The organism is Aquimarina gracilis, from assembly GCF_035285365.1.
Lineage (GTDB): Bacteria > Bacteroidota > Bacteroidia > Flavobacteriales > Flavobacteriaceae > Aquimarina > Aquimarina gracilis.
Genome location: NZ_JAYKLX010000012.1, coordinates 93,891 through 115,440, shown reverse-complemented (window position 1 = coordinate 115,440; position 21,550 = coordinate 93,891). Strand labels below are relative to the sequence as shown.

Annotated in this window: 18 protein-coding genes; 11 read left to right on the top strand and 7 right to left on the bottom strand. The window is 40.2% G+C overall.

From position 1 onward, the window contains the following. The 5 genes from U6A24_RS22405 to U6A24_RS22385 form a co-directional block, all read right to left on the bottom strand. The coding region (locus U6A24_RS22405; RefSeq protein WP_324182265.1) for an Ig-like domain-containing protein at positions 1 to 2,181 on the bottom strand (2,181 nt) is incomplete at its 3' end. A gap of 184 nt (positions 2,182 to 2,365) precedes the next feature. Beyond that, positions 2,366 to 2,518 carry a hypothetical protein gene (locus U6A24_RS22400; protein ID WP_324182264.1) on the bottom strand — a complete coding sequence of 51 codons (153 nt, stop codon included), beginning with the start codon at positions 2,516 to 2,518 and terminating at the stop codon, positions 2,366 to 2,368. 219 nt (positions 2,519 to 2,737) lie between these two features. Next, on the bottom strand, positions 2,738 to 3,052 hold the full coding sequence (locus tag U6A24_RS22395; RefSeq protein ID WP_324182263.1) for a T9SS type B sorting domain-containing protein: 315 nt from the start codon (positions 3,050 to 3,052) through the stop codon (positions 2,738 to 2,740). 47 nt (positions 3,053 to 3,099) lie between these two features. Beyond that, on the bottom strand, positions 3,100 to 3,558 hold the full coding sequence (locus U6A24_RS22390; RefSeq protein ID WP_324182262.1) for a hypothetical protein: 459 nt from the start codon (positions 3,556 to 3,558) through the stop codon (positions 3,100 to 3,102). A 230-nt stretch (positions 3,559 to 3,788) separates the two neighbouring features. Continuing rightward, complete coding sequence (locus U6A24_RS22385) at positions 3,789 to 7,601, bottom strand: BspA family leucine-rich repeat surface protein (RefSeq protein WP_407654085.1); 3,813 nt, start codon at positions 7,599 to 7,601, stop codon at positions 3,789 to 3,791. 932 nt (positions 7,602 to 8,533) lie between these two features. On the opposite strand from U6A24_RS22385, the gene U6A24_RS22380 reads away from it, so the two are divergent. The 10 genes from U6A24_RS22380 to U6A24_RS22335 all read left to right on the top strand — a co-directional run bounded on the left by U6A24_RS22380 (position 8,534) and on the right by U6A24_RS22335 (position 19,560). Then, positions 8,534 to 9,634 (top strand): SMI1/KNR4 family protein, encoded by a 1,101-nt coding sequence (locus tag U6A24_RS22380; protein ID WP_324182261.1) that lies wholly within the window; start codon positions 8,534 to 8,536, stop codon positions 9,632 to 9,634. 137 nt (positions 9,635 to 9,771) lie between these two features. Further along, positions 9,772 to 9,984, top strand: a complete 213-nt coding sequence (locus tag U6A24_RS22375; protein ID WP_324182260.1) for a VOC family protein — start codon at positions 9,772 to 9,774, stop codon at positions 9,982 to 9,984. 18 nt (positions 9,985 to 10,002) lie between these two features. After that, complete coding sequence (locus U6A24_RS22370) at positions 10,003 to 10,209, top strand: VOC family protein (RefSeq protein ID WP_324182259.1); 207 nt, start codon at positions 10,003 to 10,005, stop codon at positions 10,207 to 10,209. Positions 10,210 to 10,518: 309 nt separating this feature from the next. Further along, positions 10,519 to 10,926, top strand: coding sequence for an EthD family reductase (locus tag U6A24_RS22365; RefSeq protein ID WP_324182258.1), 408 nt, complete (start codon positions 10,519 to 10,521; stop codon positions 10,924 to 10,926). Positions 10,927 to 11,052: 126 nt separating this feature from the next. Further along, positions 11,053 to 11,793 carry an SGNH/GDSL hydrolase family protein gene (locus U6A24_RS22360; protein ID WP_324182257.1) on the top strand — a complete coding sequence of 247 codons (741 nt, stop codon included), beginning with the start codon at positions 11,053 to 11,055 and terminating at the stop codon, positions 11,791 to 11,793. A gap of 180 nt (positions 11,794 to 11,973) precedes the next feature. Beyond that, positions 11,974 to 12,216 (top strand): hypothetical protein, encoded by a 243-nt coding sequence (locus tag U6A24_RS22355; protein ID WP_324182256.1) that lies wholly within the window; start codon positions 11,974 to 11,976, stop codon positions 12,214 to 12,216. Between the two features lie 346 nt (positions 12,217 to 12,562). Further along, positions 12,563 to 13,669: a hypothetical protein gene (locus U6A24_RS22350; protein WP_324182255.1), complete on the top strand. Its 1,107-nt coding sequence runs from the start codon at positions 12,563 to 12,565 to the stop codon at positions 13,667 to 13,669. A 320-nt stretch (positions 13,670 to 13,989) separates the two neighbouring features. Continuing rightward, positions 13,990 to 16,101, top strand: coding sequence for a DNA helicase RecQ (gene recQ, locus U6A24_RS22345; RefSeq protein WP_324182254.1), 2,112 nt, complete (start codon positions 13,990 to 13,992; stop codon positions 16,099 to 16,101). 178 nt (positions 16,102 to 16,279) lie between these two features. Beyond that, on the top strand, positions 16,280 to 18,463 hold the full coding sequence (locus tag U6A24_RS22340; RefSeq protein WP_324182253.1) for a choice-of-anchor L domain-containing protein: 2,184 nt from the start codon (positions 16,280 to 16,282) through the stop codon (positions 18,461 to 18,463). Between the two features lie 65 nt (positions 18,464 to 18,528). Beyond that, entirely contained in the window at positions 18,529 to 19,560 is a 1,032-nt protein-coding gene (locus U6A24_RS22335) for a 2-dehydropantoate 2-reductase (RefSeq protein WP_324182252.1), read from the top strand. A gap of 7 nt (positions 19,561 to 19,567) precedes the next feature. Here U6A24_RS22335 and U6A24_RS22330 read toward each other — a convergent pair whose 3' ends face one another. Further along, positions 19,568 to 20,206, bottom strand: coding sequence for an MOSC domain-containing protein (locus U6A24_RS22330; RefSeq protein ID WP_324182251.1), 639 nt, complete (start codon positions 20,204 to 20,206; stop codon positions 19,568 to 19,570). 11 nt (positions 20,207 to 20,217) lie between these two features. Beyond that, positions 20,218 to 21,003, bottom strand: a complete 786-nt coding sequence (locus tag U6A24_RS22325) for a tRNA pseudouridine synthase A (protein WP_324182250.1) — start codon at positions 21,001 to 21,003, stop codon at positions 20,218 to 20,220. Positions 21,004 to 21,157: 154 nt separating this feature from the next. Between U6A24_RS22325 and U6A24_RS22320 the strand changes: the two genes are divergently transcribed. Next, positions 21,158 to 21,535 (top strand): LysM peptidoglycan-binding domain-containing protein, encoded by a 378-nt coding sequence (locus U6A24_RS22320; RefSeq protein ID WP_324182249.1) that lies wholly within the window; start codon positions 21,158 to 21,160, stop codon positions 21,533 to 21,535. Positions 21,536 to 21,550: the final 15 nt, after the last annotated feature.

The following is a 21,550-nucleotide window of genomic DNA, read 5'->3' as shown; positions in this document are numbered from 1 at the left end:
GTCACCGGTACCATTATCAGCGGTACTGGCCACCACATCGGCGGGACATGTTATGGTGGGGACCATGGTATCCTCTGTACCCACGCTTAGCTGCGTGACCGCTTGATTGGGCAACCCTGTAGTGGTGCTTTCCGCTACATGGGCCGGTACATCGATGGTGATATCATCACAGAGGGACGTGGGTACAAGGGTGGCGGTATAGGTCGATCCGCTGCCTGTAAGGGCGCCTACCGTGGCATTGGCTACTTCGATATCCCCCAGCTCAAAACCGGTAACGGCCTCACTGAACATGATCTCCACCGTAAAGGGCGACAGGTCTTCCACACCCGATGGGGCATTGTCTATCGAGACCGTTATGGGGGCCACTACCGTTACCTTGGCAAAGGCACTGGACCGGTTTCCGTTCACATCCTCCACGATCAACTCAACATCGAATGTCCCTTCTGATGTAATGACCTGGTTGCTGCCTATGAACAGAGCGGCCACCCCACAATTATCGGTACTGCCAGCATTGATCTGGTCGGCATTGAGGATCACCTGCCCGTTGGTACCCAGCGCCACGGTAATGTCCTTGGCCCTGGCATCGGGGGGAACATCGTCCACGACTTCGACGACCATCTCCTGCGCTGCAAAATTGGGTAGGTTCGAATCCACATCGAATGCTGAGCCCGCAGGTATGTTAATGGCAATAGGGTTACATGTGGCTATATCGGGTGCTATGGTGGCCGTATAGGTAGCGGCGTTGATGGTCGTAAGATTATCGACTGTGGCATGGGCCACAGCAATATCTTCTTTGTTAAAATCGGTAATTCCCCTATCGAAGGTAAAGGTAACCTCAAAGGGAGTCATGGCATTTGTCTGCACTGGAGCTTCTATGGAAACACCACTTGCGCCTATATGGTACACCCGTACATGGCCTAAACGATCACCGTTTCCATCGTTGCCTGTAGCCCCTATGGCCAACACGCTGCCGTCGGACGACAGGCTTACACTTCTTCCTGAAAAATCGCCCGCCGCCTCGCCATCGATATCACTGCCCAGCTGTATCCAACCCAAAGGGGCGGTAGCATCCCTTTTGTACACTCGTACATGGCCTGAACTATCACCGTTTCCATCGTTGCCTGTAGCCCCTATGGCCAGCACGCTGCCGTCGGACGACAGGCTTATACTAGATGTATAATCTTGCGCCGCCTCGCCATCGATATTACCGCCCAGCTGTATCCAGCCAAGCGCGGCGTTAGTATCCCTTTTGAACACCCCTGAATAGCTTGAAAAATCACCGTTTCCACCGCTTGTTATAGATACTATGACCAGCACGCTGCCGTCAGCCGACAGGCTCACAATATTTCCTGACCGATCGTTCGCTGCCTCGCCATCAATATCACCGCCCAGCTGTATCCAACCCAAAGAGGTGTTATCATCCCTTTTGTACACCCGTACATGGCCTGAAAAATCACCGTTTCCATCGTTGTTTGTAGCCCCTATGGCCAACATGCTGCCGTCGGACGACAGGCTTACACTAATTCCTGACCCATCGTTCGCCGCCTCGCCATCGATATCACCGCCCAGCTGTATCCAACCCAAAGAGGCGTTAGCATTCCTTTTGTACACCCGTACATGGCCTGAACCATCACCGTTTCCATCGTTGCTTGTAGCCCCTATGGCCAACATGCTGCCGTCGGACGACAGGCTTACACTTCTTCCTGATAAATCGCCCGCCGCCTCTCCATCGATATCACCGCCCACCTGTATCCAACCCAAAGAGGCGTTAGCATCCCTTTTGTACACCCGTACATGGCCTGAAGCATTACCGTTTCCATCGTTGAACATAACCCCTATGGCCAGCACGCTGCCGTCGGACGACAGGCTTATTGGATCCCCTGAAAAATCGTTCGCCGCCTCGCCATCGATATCACTGCCCAGCTGTGTCCAACCCAGCGGGGCGCTGGCATCCCTTTTATACACCCGTACATGGCCAGAATCGATACCGTTTCCATCGTTGAAGGAAGCTCCTATGGCCAGCACGCTACCGTCAGCCGACAGGCTTACACTTCTTCCTGACCCATCACCCGCTGCCTCGCCATCGATATCACTGCCTATCTGTACCTGGCCATAGGCGCCAAAGTGTATGGCACCAAAAAGGAATACCCCTATTAATTGTAATTGTATTTGTTTTTTCATGATGGGCTTGTTTTTATCATTTTTGAATATTAATTAATGTAAAGAATACCCATACAAGAAAAATATCCAAAAATCAGTGCCCAACCTCTTTAAAAACGGGATGTTATAAGGTGTTTTGGGGATTTTGGAATTTTGGGATTTTGGAAATCCAGAAATCCCCTTTGATCTCTTCTTCGTCCCGGTTTTAGTAGATATAGGCACTTTTTATCTTGAGTCTTGTACTGAAATCCCCACCTTTGTTGTCAACAAAGTGCAATACAACGAAAAAGTAGGTCCAATGGAGTAATGGCGCGGTGCCGGATCGACCATTGGTTTTATAAGAGTAAAGTTTTTTCATTTAGGTTTGTTTTATACCGACGGCGGGGATCGGAAACAACGGTCCCCGTCATTTTTTATGGGACAAGGCCAGATACTAAGGGTTTACTCAATAATCGAGATTTAAATGCTCCGGCTTGCCTCGATTTTTTAAGCCCTTTCCTAACGAATGCTTTGTGGGCTTGCCCCGAGATAGTTGACTTTTCTGTTATTACCACCGACCATTACAGAAACAAAAACATCAATAATTAACATAGATCATTTTTGCCTCTTGGCCCATCCCCGGTTCGTTGTAATCGATCACACATAAATAAGAACCAACGGGTACCCGTCTGCCTTTATGGGTGCCGTCCCAGGCATTGCCAGGTCCCCCATAATGGGCACTGAACACCAAACGTTGGCTCAGGTTGTATATCTTGACCACGTTGTTCACATACGCTTCAAGGCCCTGGATCACCAAGGTATCGGCAGTGCCATCGCCGTTGGGGGAAAACCCATTATTGAAATCCGTAAGGGGCGGAACGGTCCCATAAGCGCCGACCGCTTTAACGATCACTGTGGTGGTCGCCGTGGCGGTTTGGTTGCCCGGCCCTGCTACGGTCTTTAATCAGGTGAGAGTACCGTACGTTTGGATATGGAAAAATTCCCAGAACCGTCTTTGGATATCACCTCGACCGAATACTCTGTTTCGATACTGAACTCAATGGGCGCTATGGCGGTCGATGCCAAATCAACCGCTTCAAAAATCGATCTACCCTCTTTAAAAACCTTCACATCATAGGTCAGAGCGTCCCCATCCTGATCACTCCCTGTCCAGGAGATCTTCATCTGCGAGGGACCTTCATCAAAAGTGATCGTTATCACGGCAGTATAAGGAGCAAAATTACCGATGGGAACACCAGGAGTGCTGAAAGAGTAGCTATCACCAATGGTCTGCCCATCTTCATTGACCGATGTTAGCGACCAGGTATAGGTCTTTCCCCTATCCAATTCTACCTTTGTGCTCAAGGCATTGAACGAATTATTGAAGACCTGAGTACTTCCTTCCAAGATTGTCAACACGTAACTGTCTGCAAACTGCGCGGCCTCCCATTCGAACAAAACGAGTACCTTTGCACCATCACCGGCCACTTCCTCATATTCAGAGCAGGGTTCGTTATTTGCAGGCAATGTCCCAACTGCCATTACCGGAAGATTCACCGGGTCCACTGGTGGTGCGTCATCGCCGCCGCCACAAGAGAAAAAAGTGGGGCCAAAGGCTCCTAAACATAAAAATATAATTCTGCTACATTTCATCTTTTTATAATTTTAATGGTTTGTCCCTTTCTTTTAGAGGTCATCTTAAGGATGTAGATCCCTGATTCAAGAAACGATAGGTCCATAATGTTCTCCCTTTCTGTAAACCTTGCCTTTTTTACAAGTCTTCCCACAAGGGTATAGACCTGTACATCAAGGGAATCGCTATGCGTTAAAATGGTAATAAAAGAAGAGGTTATCGTTGGATATACCTCCGCCAGAACGCTGTTCATAAAAAAACTATCGGTAACCTTGCCTTGACAGTCGTTTCTCCCTGAAATAACAACGTCCGTATGACCGTACAGGTTTTCCAATTGTATGCTCTGGAGGCCCGTGTCCCCAAAAGCGAAGTCCATTTTCTCTCCGTTGACAGAAACCTGGTAACGATCACTTCCCCGTACAACATACTTAGCTTTACCTTGTTTAAGATCAAGGGACTCCCTTTTGCCACTGACCGAACCTATCTCATTGACCGTGACCCCAAAAGTACGTTCAAAGGATATTTCTGGTATGATAACGGTAACCGTATAATTGCCAACCGCCAGGTCATCGATTTCAAAATTGGTACTGGAAGCGATGTCCTGAAAAAAACGATTCTCGATGGTATCGCCCTCTATCGAAATATCCATAAGATATTCGGGGATATCCATGATCACCTCTACCGAACCATCGGCACTGCCTGTGCAGCTGGGGGTCATCACCAGCACCCGTAATGCATCGTTTGCAATATTGCCGCACCCATTTTCACCCAAAGCGGAATTTAAAACGGTCACTATGGTAGTCGCACTTGCCGAGTTTTTAGCCTCATCGGTTACGTAGAGGGTCACTTGATGATCGCCCAGGTCACTACAGTCAAAGACCCTATCGGTTTCATTGCCATCGGCATCAAAACTGAACATAAGATTTTCGGGTGCCGTAAAGTTGTCCGTACTACCATTGTCCAATTGAGTTGCCAAAAGGGTGACTTCACCATTTTCATCCAGTGTCAGGGTAATCGGTGCCAATACAACCGTAGGAGCCTCGTTGTTGTCTTCCCTGGTGTCTCCTGTGATGGTCCACCCATGAACGTCTTTCAGTTTTTGTCTGTGAGCAGCTCCTATTTGCTCGTATACCAATTCATTTGCTCCCAGGGTGATCCCTGTGGGAGTATTGGGCAAGTCTGCCCAGCCCTTTAATGTAGCCCCATAATTGACCATGGACAAGTCGCTATTGCTTAACATCTCTCTCATATTGGTGACATTGCTTATGTCCCAACCACCAATGTTCTGATCGAAGTTAGTAGCATTATTAAACATCCCAGCCATATTGGTGACATCGCTTACGTTCCAGCCGCCTATATCCTGATTGAATGAAGTTGCTCCTTCAAACATCGAAGCTGTGCTTTCTACATTGCTCATATCCCAACGACTTATATCCTGGTTGAACGAAATAGCACCCTTGAACATATCTTCCATGTATATTACATTACCTACCTCCCAACCTCTTATATCCTGATTGAATGAAGTTGCTCCTTCAAACATCGAAGCTGTGCTTTCTACATTGCTCATATCCCAACGACTTATATCCTGATTGAACGCTGTAGCATCCTTGAACATCCCCAACATGGATGTTGAGTTGCTTACATTCCAACCATTTATATCCTGATTGAACGCTGTAGCTTCTTCGAACATCCAGGTTATTGATGTTACTTTACTTACATTCCAACGACCTATGTCTTGATTGAATGAAGTTGCTTTCCAAAACATGTTACGCATAATTTCTACATTGCTTACATCCCAATTGCTTATATCCTGATTAAAAGCAGTTGCTCCATGAAACATGCCATGCATGTTTATTACCTTGCTCACATCCCAACCACCTATATCCTGATTGAATGAAGTAGCCCCACTGAACATTTCTGACATAGCTTCTACTTGTGACAAATCAGGTGTGTCGGTAGCAATGATTTCCAGGTTGGTACATCCTTTGAAAGCCCCAACCATGCTTTTCCACTGGATGTCTCCCCACTGTGCTACTGCCTGTATTTTGTCTGATCCCTCGCGACCATTAAAATAAATATGAGGAAAATTTCCGGTGATCTTTACCTCGTACTGTTTTGCTTCGGCATAGGTGTGGGTAGCATTTCCGGTTTGATCAGGATCAATCGTTCCATCCCCCCAATCGACGGTGTAGCTATAAGGACCACTGTCGTTATTGGTCGGGATGGTAATTTCTTCGTTAACGCTGGTTGTACGCCAAAACGTAATGAAGCTTAAGCTTTCTTCTGTTGTAAAAAAAACTGAATCAGTATAAGCAGAAACACTATTGTCCTGGCATTTACTCCTTACCTGGACTTCATATTGGGTACCAACTTCCAGGCCGTTTAGCTCAAAAAAGGAAGTATTGGAAGAGGAAACGGTTGTCCAGTTCGCTGATCCTAATTTTCTATATCTTATATCATAGGTAGCATTTGGAATAGCGTCCCAGGATATGGTAGCCGTATTCTCACCCACAGTACCAAGATTAAGATTAGTAGGAGTGCCAGCCATATCACAGCTAATATTCACTCCTGTGACGATTAGTGAATAGTTCTGAGATCCGCCTGAAAGTGAACCCTTGTGCGTAACGGTAACGATGTAATTCCCACTGGCTCCTTTCACATCAACGCGTTCATATGGGTCCACGATGTTGTCCCCTTGATCATTGGTATCTACTCCAGTCAATCGATAAGGGAAGAAGGTACTGGACGCCTGGGTTACTCTAATGTCCAGGTCATTGACTAATGTGGGTGTGGAGTTGTTGGGAGTATTAAAGGGCGTAACTGTTCCGGGAGGATCGGTCCACGAAATGGAAGCGATCAAATCATTGACCCCATCTGCCTCAACTGGCAGGGAGTATGATTGGCCTGGGGTTAAGGTGAGCTCAGCGATGATAGCAGTTGTGCCATTGTTTGTAATTTCTTGCGCTGCGGCTTTTGCGTTGAGCAGTCCCCAGCCGAAGATGGCATCAGGTCCTGCCATGCCTGCATCGTCCGCGGTATGCAAGGCCAGACCTTTCAGTGTGGCCGCTCGCATGAATGAATCATTCTCATCTTCGTAGTACTCCTGTAACAGTAACAGGCTTCCTGTTACATTTGGAGCTGCCATGGAAGTTCCCGACGCAAAACGATAGCCCGCATCACTGGTGACATGCGTGGAGTATACACTCGTTCCATTACCAGTAATATCGGGTTTTATCCTGAAATCATCTGTTGGTCCCTGGCTGCTTCTGGAGTTAATAGCGACATTTATCAATGAGCCATCGGATGCAACGCTAGCGTCATGTGCGTTTGCCACCACGAGATGGTTCTTGGCGGTTTGCCAGCCTGATAACTTGTCAAAAGCTGGATTACCATTCAACGGAGCATCATTGCCTGTATAGTTTCCGTCATTTCCTGCAGCAAACACAGGCAAGTACGCAGGGGCATTGTACATCAATTCATCCCAGGCCCTTGCAGTACCCTCGTAAGCTCCAAAGTTCCAGCTGGAAAGGAACTGGGGATCCCATCCATAAGAGTGATTGGACAACAGCATGCCCTCACCTGCTGCAATGGTTGCTTCTCCCCGATCATTGTTCCATTCATGGGTAAATGCTTTTGCCAGGGGAGCCATGCCTTTGGCATTTGGTTGTACACCCGCTGCCAGAATGGTCCCGGTCACGTGTTGGGCATGCCAGCTATCTCCATTCAGTGTTGTTACACCATCATTAATGATCACTCTAGGGTTAGCCTGGTCATTAAATTCCTGGTGGGTGGGTAAGGTAGGACCACCATCCCATACATAAACTTTCATGTCTTGGCCATTTAAATCAAGCCCCAGCGAACCGCCTGTATTCAAGTGATTTGTACGCGTTGACTTGGCGGCGTTGACGTTATACAGTGTATAATAAATGGGGCTGCCATCATCTCTGACCCCCATGAGCTCACTGAAGGTCCCATCTGCATTGTACTTCATTGGCTCCCATCCATGTATTTTGGCCAGCGATAGCGCTTCCTGTTTATTTGCACGAGCAGTAGCAGTAAAATCCTCGGCCATTGCCTGAAGCTTGCTATGATCATAATCCTGGGTAATCGCACGACGCTGCATGGGGGTCTGAGCCTGCACTAAAGCATGAGAAAGAAGAACTACTAGTAGTAGTATTAATTTTTCGAAATTTAATATGTTATTTTGTTTCATATCTTCTTTAAATATTGCACATATAGTTTTTTAACGTTACTCCCTTTATCCATTAAAAGTATATTATGATTTTCATCCTTTTTTAAATATTGTTTAATAAACAAAGAATAACTATCAAGGGAAGTATCCAACAATTAGTGTCCAATGCCTTTAAAAATGGGATGTTATATGGTGTTTTAGGGATAATAGGAGCCGTATAATGTTTTTTCTTTGGCACGCTTCGACTACCACTTCAACGCCTTCACCCTTCGAGAACCTCTGGGTTCGACAAGGGTTGAGGTATCATACTGAGCTTGCCGAAGTGCTCAGTGACCGCTTAGTATTATCCTGAAGCCTGAGCGAAGTCGACCCTCCCCTTTAAATAACGGAGTCTAACCTGTAATCGCACCAAACTTATCAAGTTAAAAAGGCATCCTCTCATGAGGTTTAAAAACAAAATATTATTTTCACCATACCCCTATTTCACGTTGTAAACGTACATTTGTTATTTGTATAGAATAGATAAATTCAATTGGATTTGTATACGTATTAGCTCTAATTAAAGAAAGATGGATAAACATATAAATAATGATGAACCGCAAGCTTCACCGAAAAAAATTGAAGAACTAGAAAGCTTATTGGAAACTAGTCTACCTAATGAATACAAGTCATTTCTTCAAAAGCACAATGGTTGCACCATTTATCCAAATGTACCAACGATAGAAACTGATACTAACATGGGCGTATGGGCCGTTGAAAGGTTTTTAAGTGTCGAAGACTTAATTATGCAAAAACAAACCAAAGTAATGTATTCAGACTACGAATACATTAAAGAATATGATAGTGAAAAATATCCAATAGATATTGAAAAGCTACTAACCATAGCTATTGCCGAAAGAGGTTGCTATCACATCTATCTTGGTGATGAAGAAAAAGGGCAAATTTATGCTACTTGTTATTCGGATGGCGATGGGTTAGTGAAATTTAACACTAACTCTTTTAATGATTTTATCGATTCCCTATCGTTTTATGATTTTGGTGATGATGAGCTCAAAGAATATTTACCTCCAAAACCAGAGAGCTCCTCTAAAGTTTTCGACTATTTCCTATTCGATACTGTTCAAAATCCTGAATTGGGTTTTCAGCGGTTCAAAGAAGTTTTAAAAGAATACGGGGATCCGAATGTTTCCAGAGGTGATAGTTATAAAAATGTTGTTGAAACCTATGTTCATAATCACCGATTTCTAAAACACATTATTTCTCAAGGAGGAAAAACAGAAGGTTTATTGAACTCTTGTAACAACTATGAAACAATTCAATTATTGATTAGTGAATATAACGAGGACATAAACAAACCTTACAAAGGAAGGTACCCAATTCAAAACTATGCAACAGCAACATCTATGCACGATCATAAAGTAAGCTATGAATTGATTGATAAAATTTTAAAATCAAAAATTGATATTGATTTATCTGTAACTGATAGCAATGGAGTAGACATTAAAGCAAAGCTTATACAACTGAATAAAGGTTACAATGATTATATTAATTATGATAAAAAAAGAGGAACCTATACCCCAAAAGACTGGACCTTCAGCGAAGAAATTGAAAAAATCATTAATGGATCGAGCAATAATAAAGGGTGGCTAAGTAGATTATTTAAAAAATAAACTAGAGTTAAAAAGATGTATCGTGCATACCCTTCGGGAGGCTACGACACCATACACAGAACGTTAGCAGTAATTTGAGAAATTCATTGAACATATTAAAAGCCAGGACATATATTACATCGTTCACATGTTTATTGATGATGACAATAGTTTCTTGTAAAACCGATACTACTATAGATACTATGAAGGAAACTAAGCTAACATTTGAAAATCCTGTAGTATACTTTGAAATACCTGTTTACGATATTGACCGAGCAATAAAATTCTACAGTTCTGTATTTCATTTTAATTTTGATAAACAAATTATTGACGATAACCAAATGGCTTTATTTCCATTTAAAGACGGGTAATCTGGAATCTCGGGAGCATTGGCAAAAGGTAAGACTTACAAACCGACCAAAGATGGCGTCATTATTTACTTTAGTAGCTTAGATATCGAAAATACATTGAAAAATATTGTGGAGAATGGTGGAATAGTTCTCTATCCAATGACCTCGATTGGAGAACTGGGTTTTGTAGCAGAGTTTGAAGATAGCGAAGGGAATCGAATTGCGCTATACCAAACGAACAACTAACATGGTGTAAAAATGTATTAAAACAGACTTTACACAAAACGTTATGTGCAATCGAAATAATATCACAAAAATAATTAAACATCTTCTCACCTATTCTTGTGTATGTTTCCTTGTTGGATGTGCCAATTCAGGTTTAAATACTCTGAATAAAAAATAACAGCGCATAAGGTGTATTGCTCATTGCAGCTGAATCCCGTTATGGAATTCATTGCAATTTTGCTACCTTGGTAACGTACCGGAATATTTCTCATGGAAAATTCTGCAACAAGCTGTACACAAACCGTTAAAAATCATAAAATCTTCTACACCATGAATATCAAAATCATCTTGACAACCCTGGTTACCATCATTCTTTTTACAAGCTTCCAGCCAAAAACCTCGACAAATACCGAAATCAAAAAAGGCATGGTTAAAGTAACGATTCTATATCCCAACGGCGATGGAAAAACATTTGACATGGACTACTATACCAATACCCACATGCCTATGCTTGCCAATCTATTTGGTGACGCATTAAAGCAACTAAACATTGACAAAGGAATAGCTGGCCGAACGCCAGACGAACCTGTTCCCTATTTGGCAATTGGCTATTTATATTTTGATTCGCTTTCGGCCTATCAAGAAGCATTTGCACCTAATGCCGAAAAAATCGTTGGTGATATTCCAAACTATACCAATATTCAGCCTGTGGTTCAGATTAGTGAAGTAATAAAATAAACCATTATGGTTGTAATTTTATTACTGCACACAGTCATACGCTGTAAAACAACTCCTTTTTTCTTTTTTTTGGTAGGGTAAAACAATTTTGACCTGTTCTAGTAACGAACCTTTTTAAATTCATTCATGAGAGTAATTACAAAATTTAAGTTAGTATTATGTATTGGGCTGTTATCCATCCTATCTTGTTCAAGTGATGATACTACTACACCCCCTCCCTCAAGTGGTAATGACCTAAAAATTTTAACCCTTGGCGATTCCAGAGTACAAGGTGCCCGACCCGAATTTGAGAGCTACCGCTATGAGTTATGGAAAAACCTGGTGACCAATGAATGGAAATTTGATTTCATAGGTCCTCTTATAGATGAGGCTTCGTATCCCGAATTTATGAGCATGAGTTTTGACAAAGATCATGCAGGTGTTGGCGGTTTTACCACTCAAGATGTTTTGGAGAATATTACTGCGGCCCTTTCTACAGGAACCCCCGATGTGGTCCTGCTGGGTATTGGGGGTAACGATTTGTTAGGCAATGCATCCGTATCGAATACCATAACCAACATTAATCAAATTATTGATCTTTTACAGAGCAACAATAGCAATGTCACTATTTTCTTAGAGCAAATAGCTCCGGGCAGATCCAATATCATGACCACAGAAGTTACAACAACTTTTAATGAGTTCAACAGTAGTATTGCCAATGTAGGAACACAACAAACCGATGCGACTTCTAGAGTAATTGTGGTCAATATGTCGACCGATTGGACCGATGATTATATGGCCGATGATGTGCATTATAATGAAGCGGGTGCCAAGGTGGTTGCTGATCGCTATTATGAGGCCATTTCTCAACATATAGAAAAACAATAAATCGAAACGTCTTAAGAAAGTACTGCGTAAAAAATGAAGTGAATACAGCGTAAAATTAAATTTGCAAAATCATGCCTGTATCAACAAAGTAGCTACTTCAATGGATCAGAATACTGCTTAAGTTAGGTATAAAGCTTCATTTAATTTAGCGATACGAACAAAATTTTTAGCGGTACTTTCTTGAGACTAGCCTTTTTTGTTTCTTTTTTCGGCGATGGAAAAAAGAAAGTAAAGGTCAAAAAGGTAAGTCCAAGAGTCTTAGCGGTGCTTCCAGACCCTAACAAGGTAGTTCGAGGCATCAAAATCACAGCGCGAAGCACCTATACAGGTGGTTCGGATTATCAAAAAGGTAAAGCGAAGCGATACCAAGGTAATTCGAACCACCTTTTTTTGGATCGGCACCCATCTGTTTATCAAAAATAATCGGTAAAACATCGCCTCGAAGCCGCAATGGATCAAAAACAAGGATCAAAAGATCAAAATGAAGCGGCAACGTATCGCGTGCAAGCACCAAATGATCAACTCGAACCACCTTGGCGCAGCCTCGACCCCTTACCGAGAGGGGTGCACCCCCTTATATAGTGGCCCTTTGGAGGGTAAACCATCAAGTTACCCTAGTTAAAAAGTAACACATTCTCATGATGTTTAAAAATAAAATGCTATTTTCACAACACCCCTACTTCACTTTGTAAACGTGTTTTTGTCATTTGTAGAGAATATATAAACTTGATTGGGTTTGTATAATTGTTATACACAAGCAAGAAACTGAATGAATAGTATAATAATAGGAAACGGAATAGATATCCAGTTCGGTGGATTTGAATACACAAACAAGAGCATAATTGAAAGAGCTTTGCTCTATTTAAAAACTGGTGATTTTTCATCCGAAGTTTACACAAAAGAAATTGAAACTTGGATTTATACCCTACATTCATCAGTTCCAAATTTTTTAAACGGAGATTATGACCAATTAGCTGTATTAAATGATGAAAAAGAAGAATTAGAAAGTTTCAAAAGAAACTACTCAAAAAATGTCTCTATTTCTGATATAGGTTTTGAATATTATTTTCTGCTAAACGAATTGCATTGTCGAAAAAATAAAATCACGAATCCAGAACGATATTATTTTCAAGAATTTTTGCGTAGACTTTTTTTAGATTCAATATTTAACAAAGGAGAAATTAACAAGCTGTATTTAAAGTTCCCGGCTAGAGTTATTGATTACATCAGTTCTTTTGATAACGTGTTTACAACAAATTATGATAAGAATGTCGAGTTAGCAATAGACAGAAATGTATTATACCTACACGGAGCCTTTCACGTACTTGACCCAGTTTACGACTCTAATAGTTTTAGAAATCGATTATCTGATAAACCTGCTGAAAAAACTCCAGTTGTTATGGGATTTGAACATACATTTTCTAATGCAATAACTGGAAGTTCGGGAGCATTTAAACTTTTCTCTGCAAATCAACCTGAATTAGCAAATTCTGCAATAGATAAATTTGCAAAAGGAATGCAAGAAAATCCAGAAATTGGTAGCCAAATTGAAGAATGCAAAAATTCAGATAATGAAATCATAAAAAAACTTTATGAAGCCGTTATCTTAAAGACACAAGAGTCTGATTTGAAATTTTCAATTGATTATTCTGTCAATAGACTTAAATCTGTGGAGGGAAAAATAACATTCATAGGGTTATCTCCAAATAATGATTCTCATATAATGAAAATCATAAAAGAAAATATAAAAGTGGATACTATTGAATTCTATTATTTTGACAAACAAGAATCTATAGATATTAACCTGTTTTTTGATAATAAAAATGTCATAACCAAAAGTATTGTTGACTTTTGGAATGAAAAAGCCGGTGCATAAAAACGTTTATAAAACATAGCTAATAAGTGCTAGATCGAAAGGTTTGTACTTATATACAAAGACGGCCAAATTTTAATCCTCGATAACCCGGATTTATTCATAACCCTATTATTTTGACACATAGGAATTTATCTATTCGCTCCGTTCGGGAGCCATCCATGAATCGTACTACCAAAAAAATAAAATCTCCCTGTTTCAAAAAACGAAACTACGATATCTTATCCTTGTGGAAATATTAATTTTAAACCACGAACAAATTGGTTGATAAAGATCTAAGTGTTCCATTTATTTTCTAACGCTATTTTTGTTCTTTTGTAGTTATGCCAGAGCAACCACAAATCTTAGCGACGCTAAAAGAATATTTTGGGTATGATACCTTTCGCCCATTACAACAAGAAATCATCCATTCAATTTTTGAAGGTAAAGACAATCTTGTCATTATGCCCACCGGGGGTGGTAAATCAATTTGTTATCAATTGCCTGCTATCCTATTACCAGGCATAACGTTGGTGATCTCCCCGCTTATTGCCTTAATGAAAGACCAGGTCGACGGACTTTTGGCCAATGGTATTGCCGCAGCCTATGTAAACAGTAGTCAACACCCCGATGAGCAGCAGGAGATTTATCAAAAGGTTCTTGACAAAGAAATCAAATTGCTGTATGTAGCCCCAGAGAGTTTATCTTTTTTGGATACCATATTATCACAAGTCAAAGTCAGTCTTGTCGCTATTGACGAAGCGCATTGTATTTCGGCCTGGGGACATGATTTTAGACCGGCCTATACACAACTGGGCTATCTAAAAAGCAAATTTCCGGAAACTCCGGTTATTGCACTTACTGCGACCGCTGACAAAGCCACACGACAGGATATTTGCGATCAGCTTAACATCCCCGAGGCGACACAGCATTTAGCCTCATTCGATCGAAAAAACTTAAGCTTAGAAGTACGACCAGGAAACAAAAGAATCGAGCAGATTTATAATTTTTTATCCGACAAACCCAACCAAAGCGGGATTATTTACTGTCTAAGCCGAAAGACCACCGAAGCACTGGCCGAAAAACTCAATGATAAAGGGTATAAAGCAGAAGCGTATCATGCCGGTATTGATCACCAAAAACGATCACAGGTACAAGAAGATTTTATCAACGACACCACCCAGATTGTATGCGCCACTATTGCTTTTGGTATGGGTATCGACAAATCTAATGTACGCTGGGTGATTCATTATAACCTGCCCAAAAATATTGAAGGCTATTATCAGGAAATTGGCCGTGCTGGTCGGGATGGGCTTCCCTCTTCCACCCTACTCTTTCATAGCTATGCCGATGTGGTACAGCTACAAAAGTTTGCCGATATGTCTGGCAATAAAGAAGTGCAATTGGCCAAATTGGATCGTATGAAACAATATGCAGAATCCTTAAGTTGTCGACGTAAAATTTTGTTGAGTTACTTTGGAGAGTTGATCGAAGAAGATTGTGGCAATTGTGACGTGTGTAACGACCCACCCACTTTTATAGACGGAACCATTATTGCACAAAAAGCTTTGTCTTGTGTAACCCGAATTAAAGAACAAGAACCCATAGGTACTGTCATCGATGTACTACGCGGGGCACAAAATGCGGCAGTATATGATAAGGAGTATCAAAACCTAAAAACCTACGGCATTGGCAATGATATTGCCTGGAGAGATTGGCAACAATATATCATACAATTGATCAACCAGGGATATTTGGAAATTGCTTTTCACCAAAATAATAAGCTAAAACTAACGTCGCTTTCTAAAAAGATACTGTTTGAAGGAGAAAAAATAAGCCTTGCCCACTTAAAAGAACTTGAAAAAGCCAAACAACCTGTTGTAATACAGTCTGATCAGGGAGCTGCTCCCGACTTGTTTGAGAAACTAAGGGCATTGCGATTGGAATTGGCCAAAGAAGCTGGCATTCCCGCTTATCAGATTTTTAGTGATGCCACATTAAAAGAAATGGAAAAGTTTCGCCCTGTGAGTGATGAAGAGTTCATGCAAATCAATGGTGTGGGTAGGCAAAAAATGCAAAATTATGGATACCGTTTTATCAAAGAGATCATTGATTTTTCTTCCTCCAAAACCAAAAAGAAGAAGAAAAAAAGCGCTAAAAAAGGTAATACCCATAAAGAAACCCTGGCGCTTTACAAAGAAGGGCTATCTATTGAAGAAATTGCCATGCAACGAAAATTGGCAGTCGCTACTGTTTTTTCGCATATCATGAAATTATACAATGAAGGCGAAGCCATTGATTTGCATCAATTTATAGATAAGCAAGATATAGACGCTGTTAAAAAAGCCAAAGAAGAACTTGACCATCCCGAAGGTTTAAAACCTTATTTTGAACACTTTGAAGGGGCCATTGATTATAATACTATTAAATTGGCACTGGCTATTTTGAATCAATAAAATTGTACAGTTAAGATCATAGAAAACGTTTTTAAGTTAGGTATATCAACTTTTGGCGATAAACAAAATACAGTTTAACTACGCATTATACATTTTTGTACTATTCTGGATTACTCTTCAATACTAATTCAAGTACGGCTTCGTTCATTTCTGAATAACGAACTCAACTCAAACAAAAATGCTAAAAAAATCAATTTTCACATTGTTGATTTTACTTACTGGTTACATAACATTTTCTCAAGAATCTTTGCTGGTTAACCCTGCTGGAAACCCTTTTACAAATCTTAGTGCTGGTGAACTTGTAAGAGATATATTAATTACCGATGATGATATAATTTTTGACCCCGCATCAATAATTGTAATCGAAAACCCAGATGGCACAGGAGATCCGCGAACCCGAAGTTGGGGGTATTTTAATAAAGGGCAAAGCGAGTTTCCTTTTGACGAAGGCATAATACTTACTACAGGTAAAGCTATAGATGCAAGAGGGCCTAATAATCAAGAGCAAACTGCTACAGGAGAATTGAATTGGGTTGGAGACAATGACCTCAAAACAATTCTGGACGCCAGTAATGAAGATAATTTTGACACCTATAATGCAACGGCTTTCCAGTTTGAGTTTACCCCACAAGGAAGTACACTAATATTTGATTTTATATTTGCCTCAGAGGAATATGAAAGAGAATTTGAGTGTATAACTAATGTAAGAGATGGTTTTGCTTTCTTAATTAAGGGTCCAGGAATCCCAAATGACTCGGGAACCACTTTTGGAGGCAGGAACATTGCAGCAATCCCAGGGTCAAATAATATAGCAGTCAACACCGGATCCATACACATAAATACCGATGATACCGGTATGCTATATCGTTGTGGTACCGAAGAACTCGGAATTAACTTTTTTCCAGAACTATATATTAGTAATTCTGCCCCGGGTACTACAAACCCGATTATGCAATACGACGGATACACTACGGTATTAAATACAGAAACTACTGTAATTCCAGGAGAAACGTATACCATAAAATTTGTAATTACAGATCGTGGAGATCCTGACTTGGATTCAGCAGTATTTATCAGGGGGTTTACTATAAAATCTAATGTTGTTATAGTAGATGAATCGGGATCCGATTTGGATTTTGTGCTATGTGAGAATGATTCTGAAATACTTACAGCACAAAATGTAGATGATCCATTTTCTGGTGCTGAAACCTACGAATGGCAACTTAATGGAGTAACAATACCCCAGGAGACTTCCTCTAGCATTACAATATCTCAAAGTGGAACATACAGGGTCATCGTTACCGACATGGGTGATACTCTTGAAGATACCATTACAGTTACCAATCCATTATGCGGTTGCGGTGGGAGTATTTCTCCTCCAACCAACCCAAGCAATGTTAGTATATGTTTGGGAGATCCTGTCCCTGAACTTTCTGTAGATGTTCCTAATGGGCAAAGTGCAAATTGGTATGATCAAAACGGCACTTTGTTGCTTGCTAACTCAACAACATTTACTTCACGAGAAATTACTGCAGGGAATTACATCTATAATGTTGAAGCCGTAGATACCAATGGTAATTGTACCAGTGATCCTATCCAGGTACTCTTTAATATTATATCGCTTCCAGAAGTATCTTTCCAAGGTGAAGATGCAATTTGCGTAGATAGTAGCGGACAACCTATCGATACTGGAGATACGATTGTTTTGGATACATTACTCGATGAGAGGGAATTCTCTTTTATTTGGTTTTTAAACGGAACCGAAGTTCCAGACGAAACTTCTTCATCTTTTATTGCTACGCAACCTGGTGAATATTCGGTATCCTATACCCATAATACATCAAATTGTTCTGATACGAGTAGCGTGATTATTAAAAGTGTTATGATACCAGTTGACTTAACTTTGTCCCTAACACAGGGGGCTTTTTCACAAAACAATGGTATTGTTGCTATTGTAACAGGAAATGGAAATTACGAGTACGTCCTGGATAATGGAGAGCCTCAGGAAAGTAATGTTTTTATGAATGTAGGTCTTGGACTTCATGAGGTTACAGTATTCGATCGCAATGGCTGTGGTTCTATTACAAAAGAAATATTTGTTATTGGTTTTCCAGAGTATTTTACTCCTAATGGAGATGGTTTTCATGATCAATGGAATGTAATTAAAAATATTAACACCCCGGAAATGAAGATTTTTATTTTTGACAGGTTTGGTAAATTACTTAAACAAATTAACCCAAATGGTTCAGGCTGGGATGGTACCTATAATGGGAAACTATTACCTTCTACTTCATATTGGTTTAAAGCAGAATTCCTAGATGGTTCACAAACATACAAAGGTCATTTCGCGTTAATTAGATAGTAAAAAATTGGCAAACGATGATAAAACCTTATTTTTAACTATTAGGAATATGAAAGGTTTTATCTATGCAAACACATATCATTTTTGGAGCCGGATTAATTGGATGTTTTTTGGGAGGTGTTTTGACTTCGTTGGGCCAAAAAACGAAACTAGTTTGTCGACCTCATATCAAAGAAAAGTTAAGCAACGGCCTGAAATTGACCGATTATCTGGGCCACGCTTCGGAAACAAAAAACCTGAATTTCTTAGATTCAAAAGACCTAAAAACCAACAATGAAAATTTCTGTGATTTTTTATGGATAACGGTAAAATGTACCGGAGTGGACCAAGCTAGTAAAGATATACGCCCTTTGGTTGGTCCAGATACAATACTATTATGTTGCCAAAATGGATTGGGTTCTGATCATATCATAAAACAACAATATCCCAATAATAGGGTGTTGCGGGTTATGGTGCCTTTTAATGTAGCCGAAATAAAACCCGGGCACTTGCATCGCGGGTCTGAAGGTGATTTATCTATTGAAGTGACTCTTGAAACCGAAGATATTATAGGGAGTTTAACTAATCAAATACACTGCAACTTGATGCCAGTTATACAAACCGATGAGATGCAAGCTTTGCTTTGGGCCAAACTACAACTTAATCTAGGCAATAGTGTAAATGCCCTGGCCAATATTCCCGTGAAAGCGATGCTACAACAACGAAAGTATCGTCTGGTGATTGCAGCCTTAATGAAGGAATTGCTTTGGGTCACTAAAGCATTACATATTGATTTACCTAAAGTAACCGCGTTACCAGGAAAGTATCTACCTTTTGTGTTGAGTTTACCTAACTTTTTGTTTAATCTGGTTGCCAACAAAATGCTCGCCATCGATCCGACGGTAAGAACATCGATGTGGTGGGATTTATCTCAAGGTAAAAAAACTGAGATCGATTATTTAAATGGTGCCATTGTAAGCGCTGCCAAAGAACTGAACATCCCCTGTCCCGCCAATAACAACATCATAAGCTTCATAAAACTTATTGAAAATTCTGGAGCACAAAATCCAGGTATCCCCGCGGCTGAGCTATTCGAAAAAATTAGAACTGGATCTTAGAAATAACTTATAGCTTTTTCCTGAAATATTTCTTATCGCTATCTGAAACTAAAGGGTCCTTGAGCGCTTTTTCTAAAAGATCTCTGTGCTCTTCTTCCTGATAATGAAACATAAGTGTATTGAGCTCGGCAATCGTGATTCCATTTTTGTTTTCTTCTTCAATCAAGAACTCCTGCCCCGCTTTTACAGAACCCGGCTGTAAAACACGTACATACACTCCTGAATATAGTGAGTCGATAAATTCTTTAATAATACCAGGATTGCCAAAACGAACACCTAATTTATAACAAGGCTGTCTTGGGCGAGAAACCTGAACGGTTGCTTTACCCAATTTATAAACAGCGCCTATTTTAATCGAATGCTCGTCAAATCCTTCTACGGTAAGGTTTTCTCCAAACATTCCGTAGTTCCAATCTAAGTTCGGGTATTTTTCTTTCCAATATTCGTAGTGATCTAAAGCATATAGATAACAGGCTTTATCTACTCCCCCATGATATCTCCTGTCAATGACATGGTCTCCCACAACATCTTCTACATCCAAAACAATAGGTTGATCAACGGGATACTTATAAATTCCGGTTTGCACTTCTTTTCCTCTCCATAAAATTGTTTTGGGTTCAGCTATGTTGGTAGAAACAACTTTCATAGGATTATATGTTATTTAAGTTCGACCGAGTTAAGGATAAGTCCAGAACCCGGTACGATATGTTCTAATGTAATCTCTTCGGCATCTGGATCAAGGGTTTGCTTAATAAAATCTAAGTCAACTTTTCCTTTTCCTAAATCCAATAAAACCCCCATCATCAGTCTAATTTGATTTCTTTTGAACCCCTCTCCTTTTACCCGTAAAAGATAACTTTCTTTTGGAAAAAAATTAGCAGTATAAACATCATTTTTTTCTATCTCGCAATAAATAATTTCGCCTTCCAGCACTGTATTTTCTGAAGGGCGATGACAATAGGACCTAAAGTTATGCTTCCCAACAAATAACTTTGCAGCTTTTTGCATTAATGGAATATCCAAATCTTCAAAAATATTGTACATAAAAGGAGCGCAAAAGGGATGAAATTTCTCTCCAAAACAGAATAAATACAGGTATTCTTTAATTTTGGGATGCTGAATGATATTAAAATGCTCATCTGTTTCTTCTATATCCAAAGCCCTTAGGTCTTGCGGTAAATTTTGATTAAACACCTCAAGAAAAGTAGAAAGATCAAGAGGGTTATGATCTACAAAAAGTTCTATATAGGTTTGATTTGCCGAAACTTTGGCATCTGTCCTTCCGGTTGCTAAAACTTTAAAATCTTTATGTTCCAGGACGTAAGCAACCGTTCGCTCCACCATACGCTGTAACGTATTCACTGTAGGTTGTTTTTGCCACCCATGATATCTGAACCCCAGGTATTGCAATTGAATGAGATAATAGAATCGTTTTCGAAACATACATTATTTTTAAATTGTTCGAATATAGATAAATTATGTATTTCGTCGATAAACATACTTTTTTTAATCAAAAAATTATGTGAAAAAAACATGATTATTCGCTATATTTATACTTAAATAAATCTAATTAATAATTTTAAAAAACAACTTAGTTATGGTAAAAGCAAAATATCAACCAGTATTAGACTTAGGGCAAGAGTTAAATATTCAAGATGGTGATGTTTCTGAAGATAATGGGACTTTAAAAATAAAAGGTACTGCAAAGACCCAGTATGAAAAAAACGTACTTTGGGATAAAATAAAGGAAATTGGTGGTGAATCTCCATCTGATATCGTTGCTGATATCAAAGTTGAAGATACTTCTATATATCATAGACATGTTGTAAAAAGTGGAGAGTCATTAAGTAAAATTGCTAAACACTACTATGGTGATCCAATGAAATACAAGGCTATTTTTGAAGCCAATACTAACATCCTTAAAAATCCAGATATCATTCACCCAGATCAGGAACTTGTGATCCCTAATTTATAAAAGAAACACTATTTT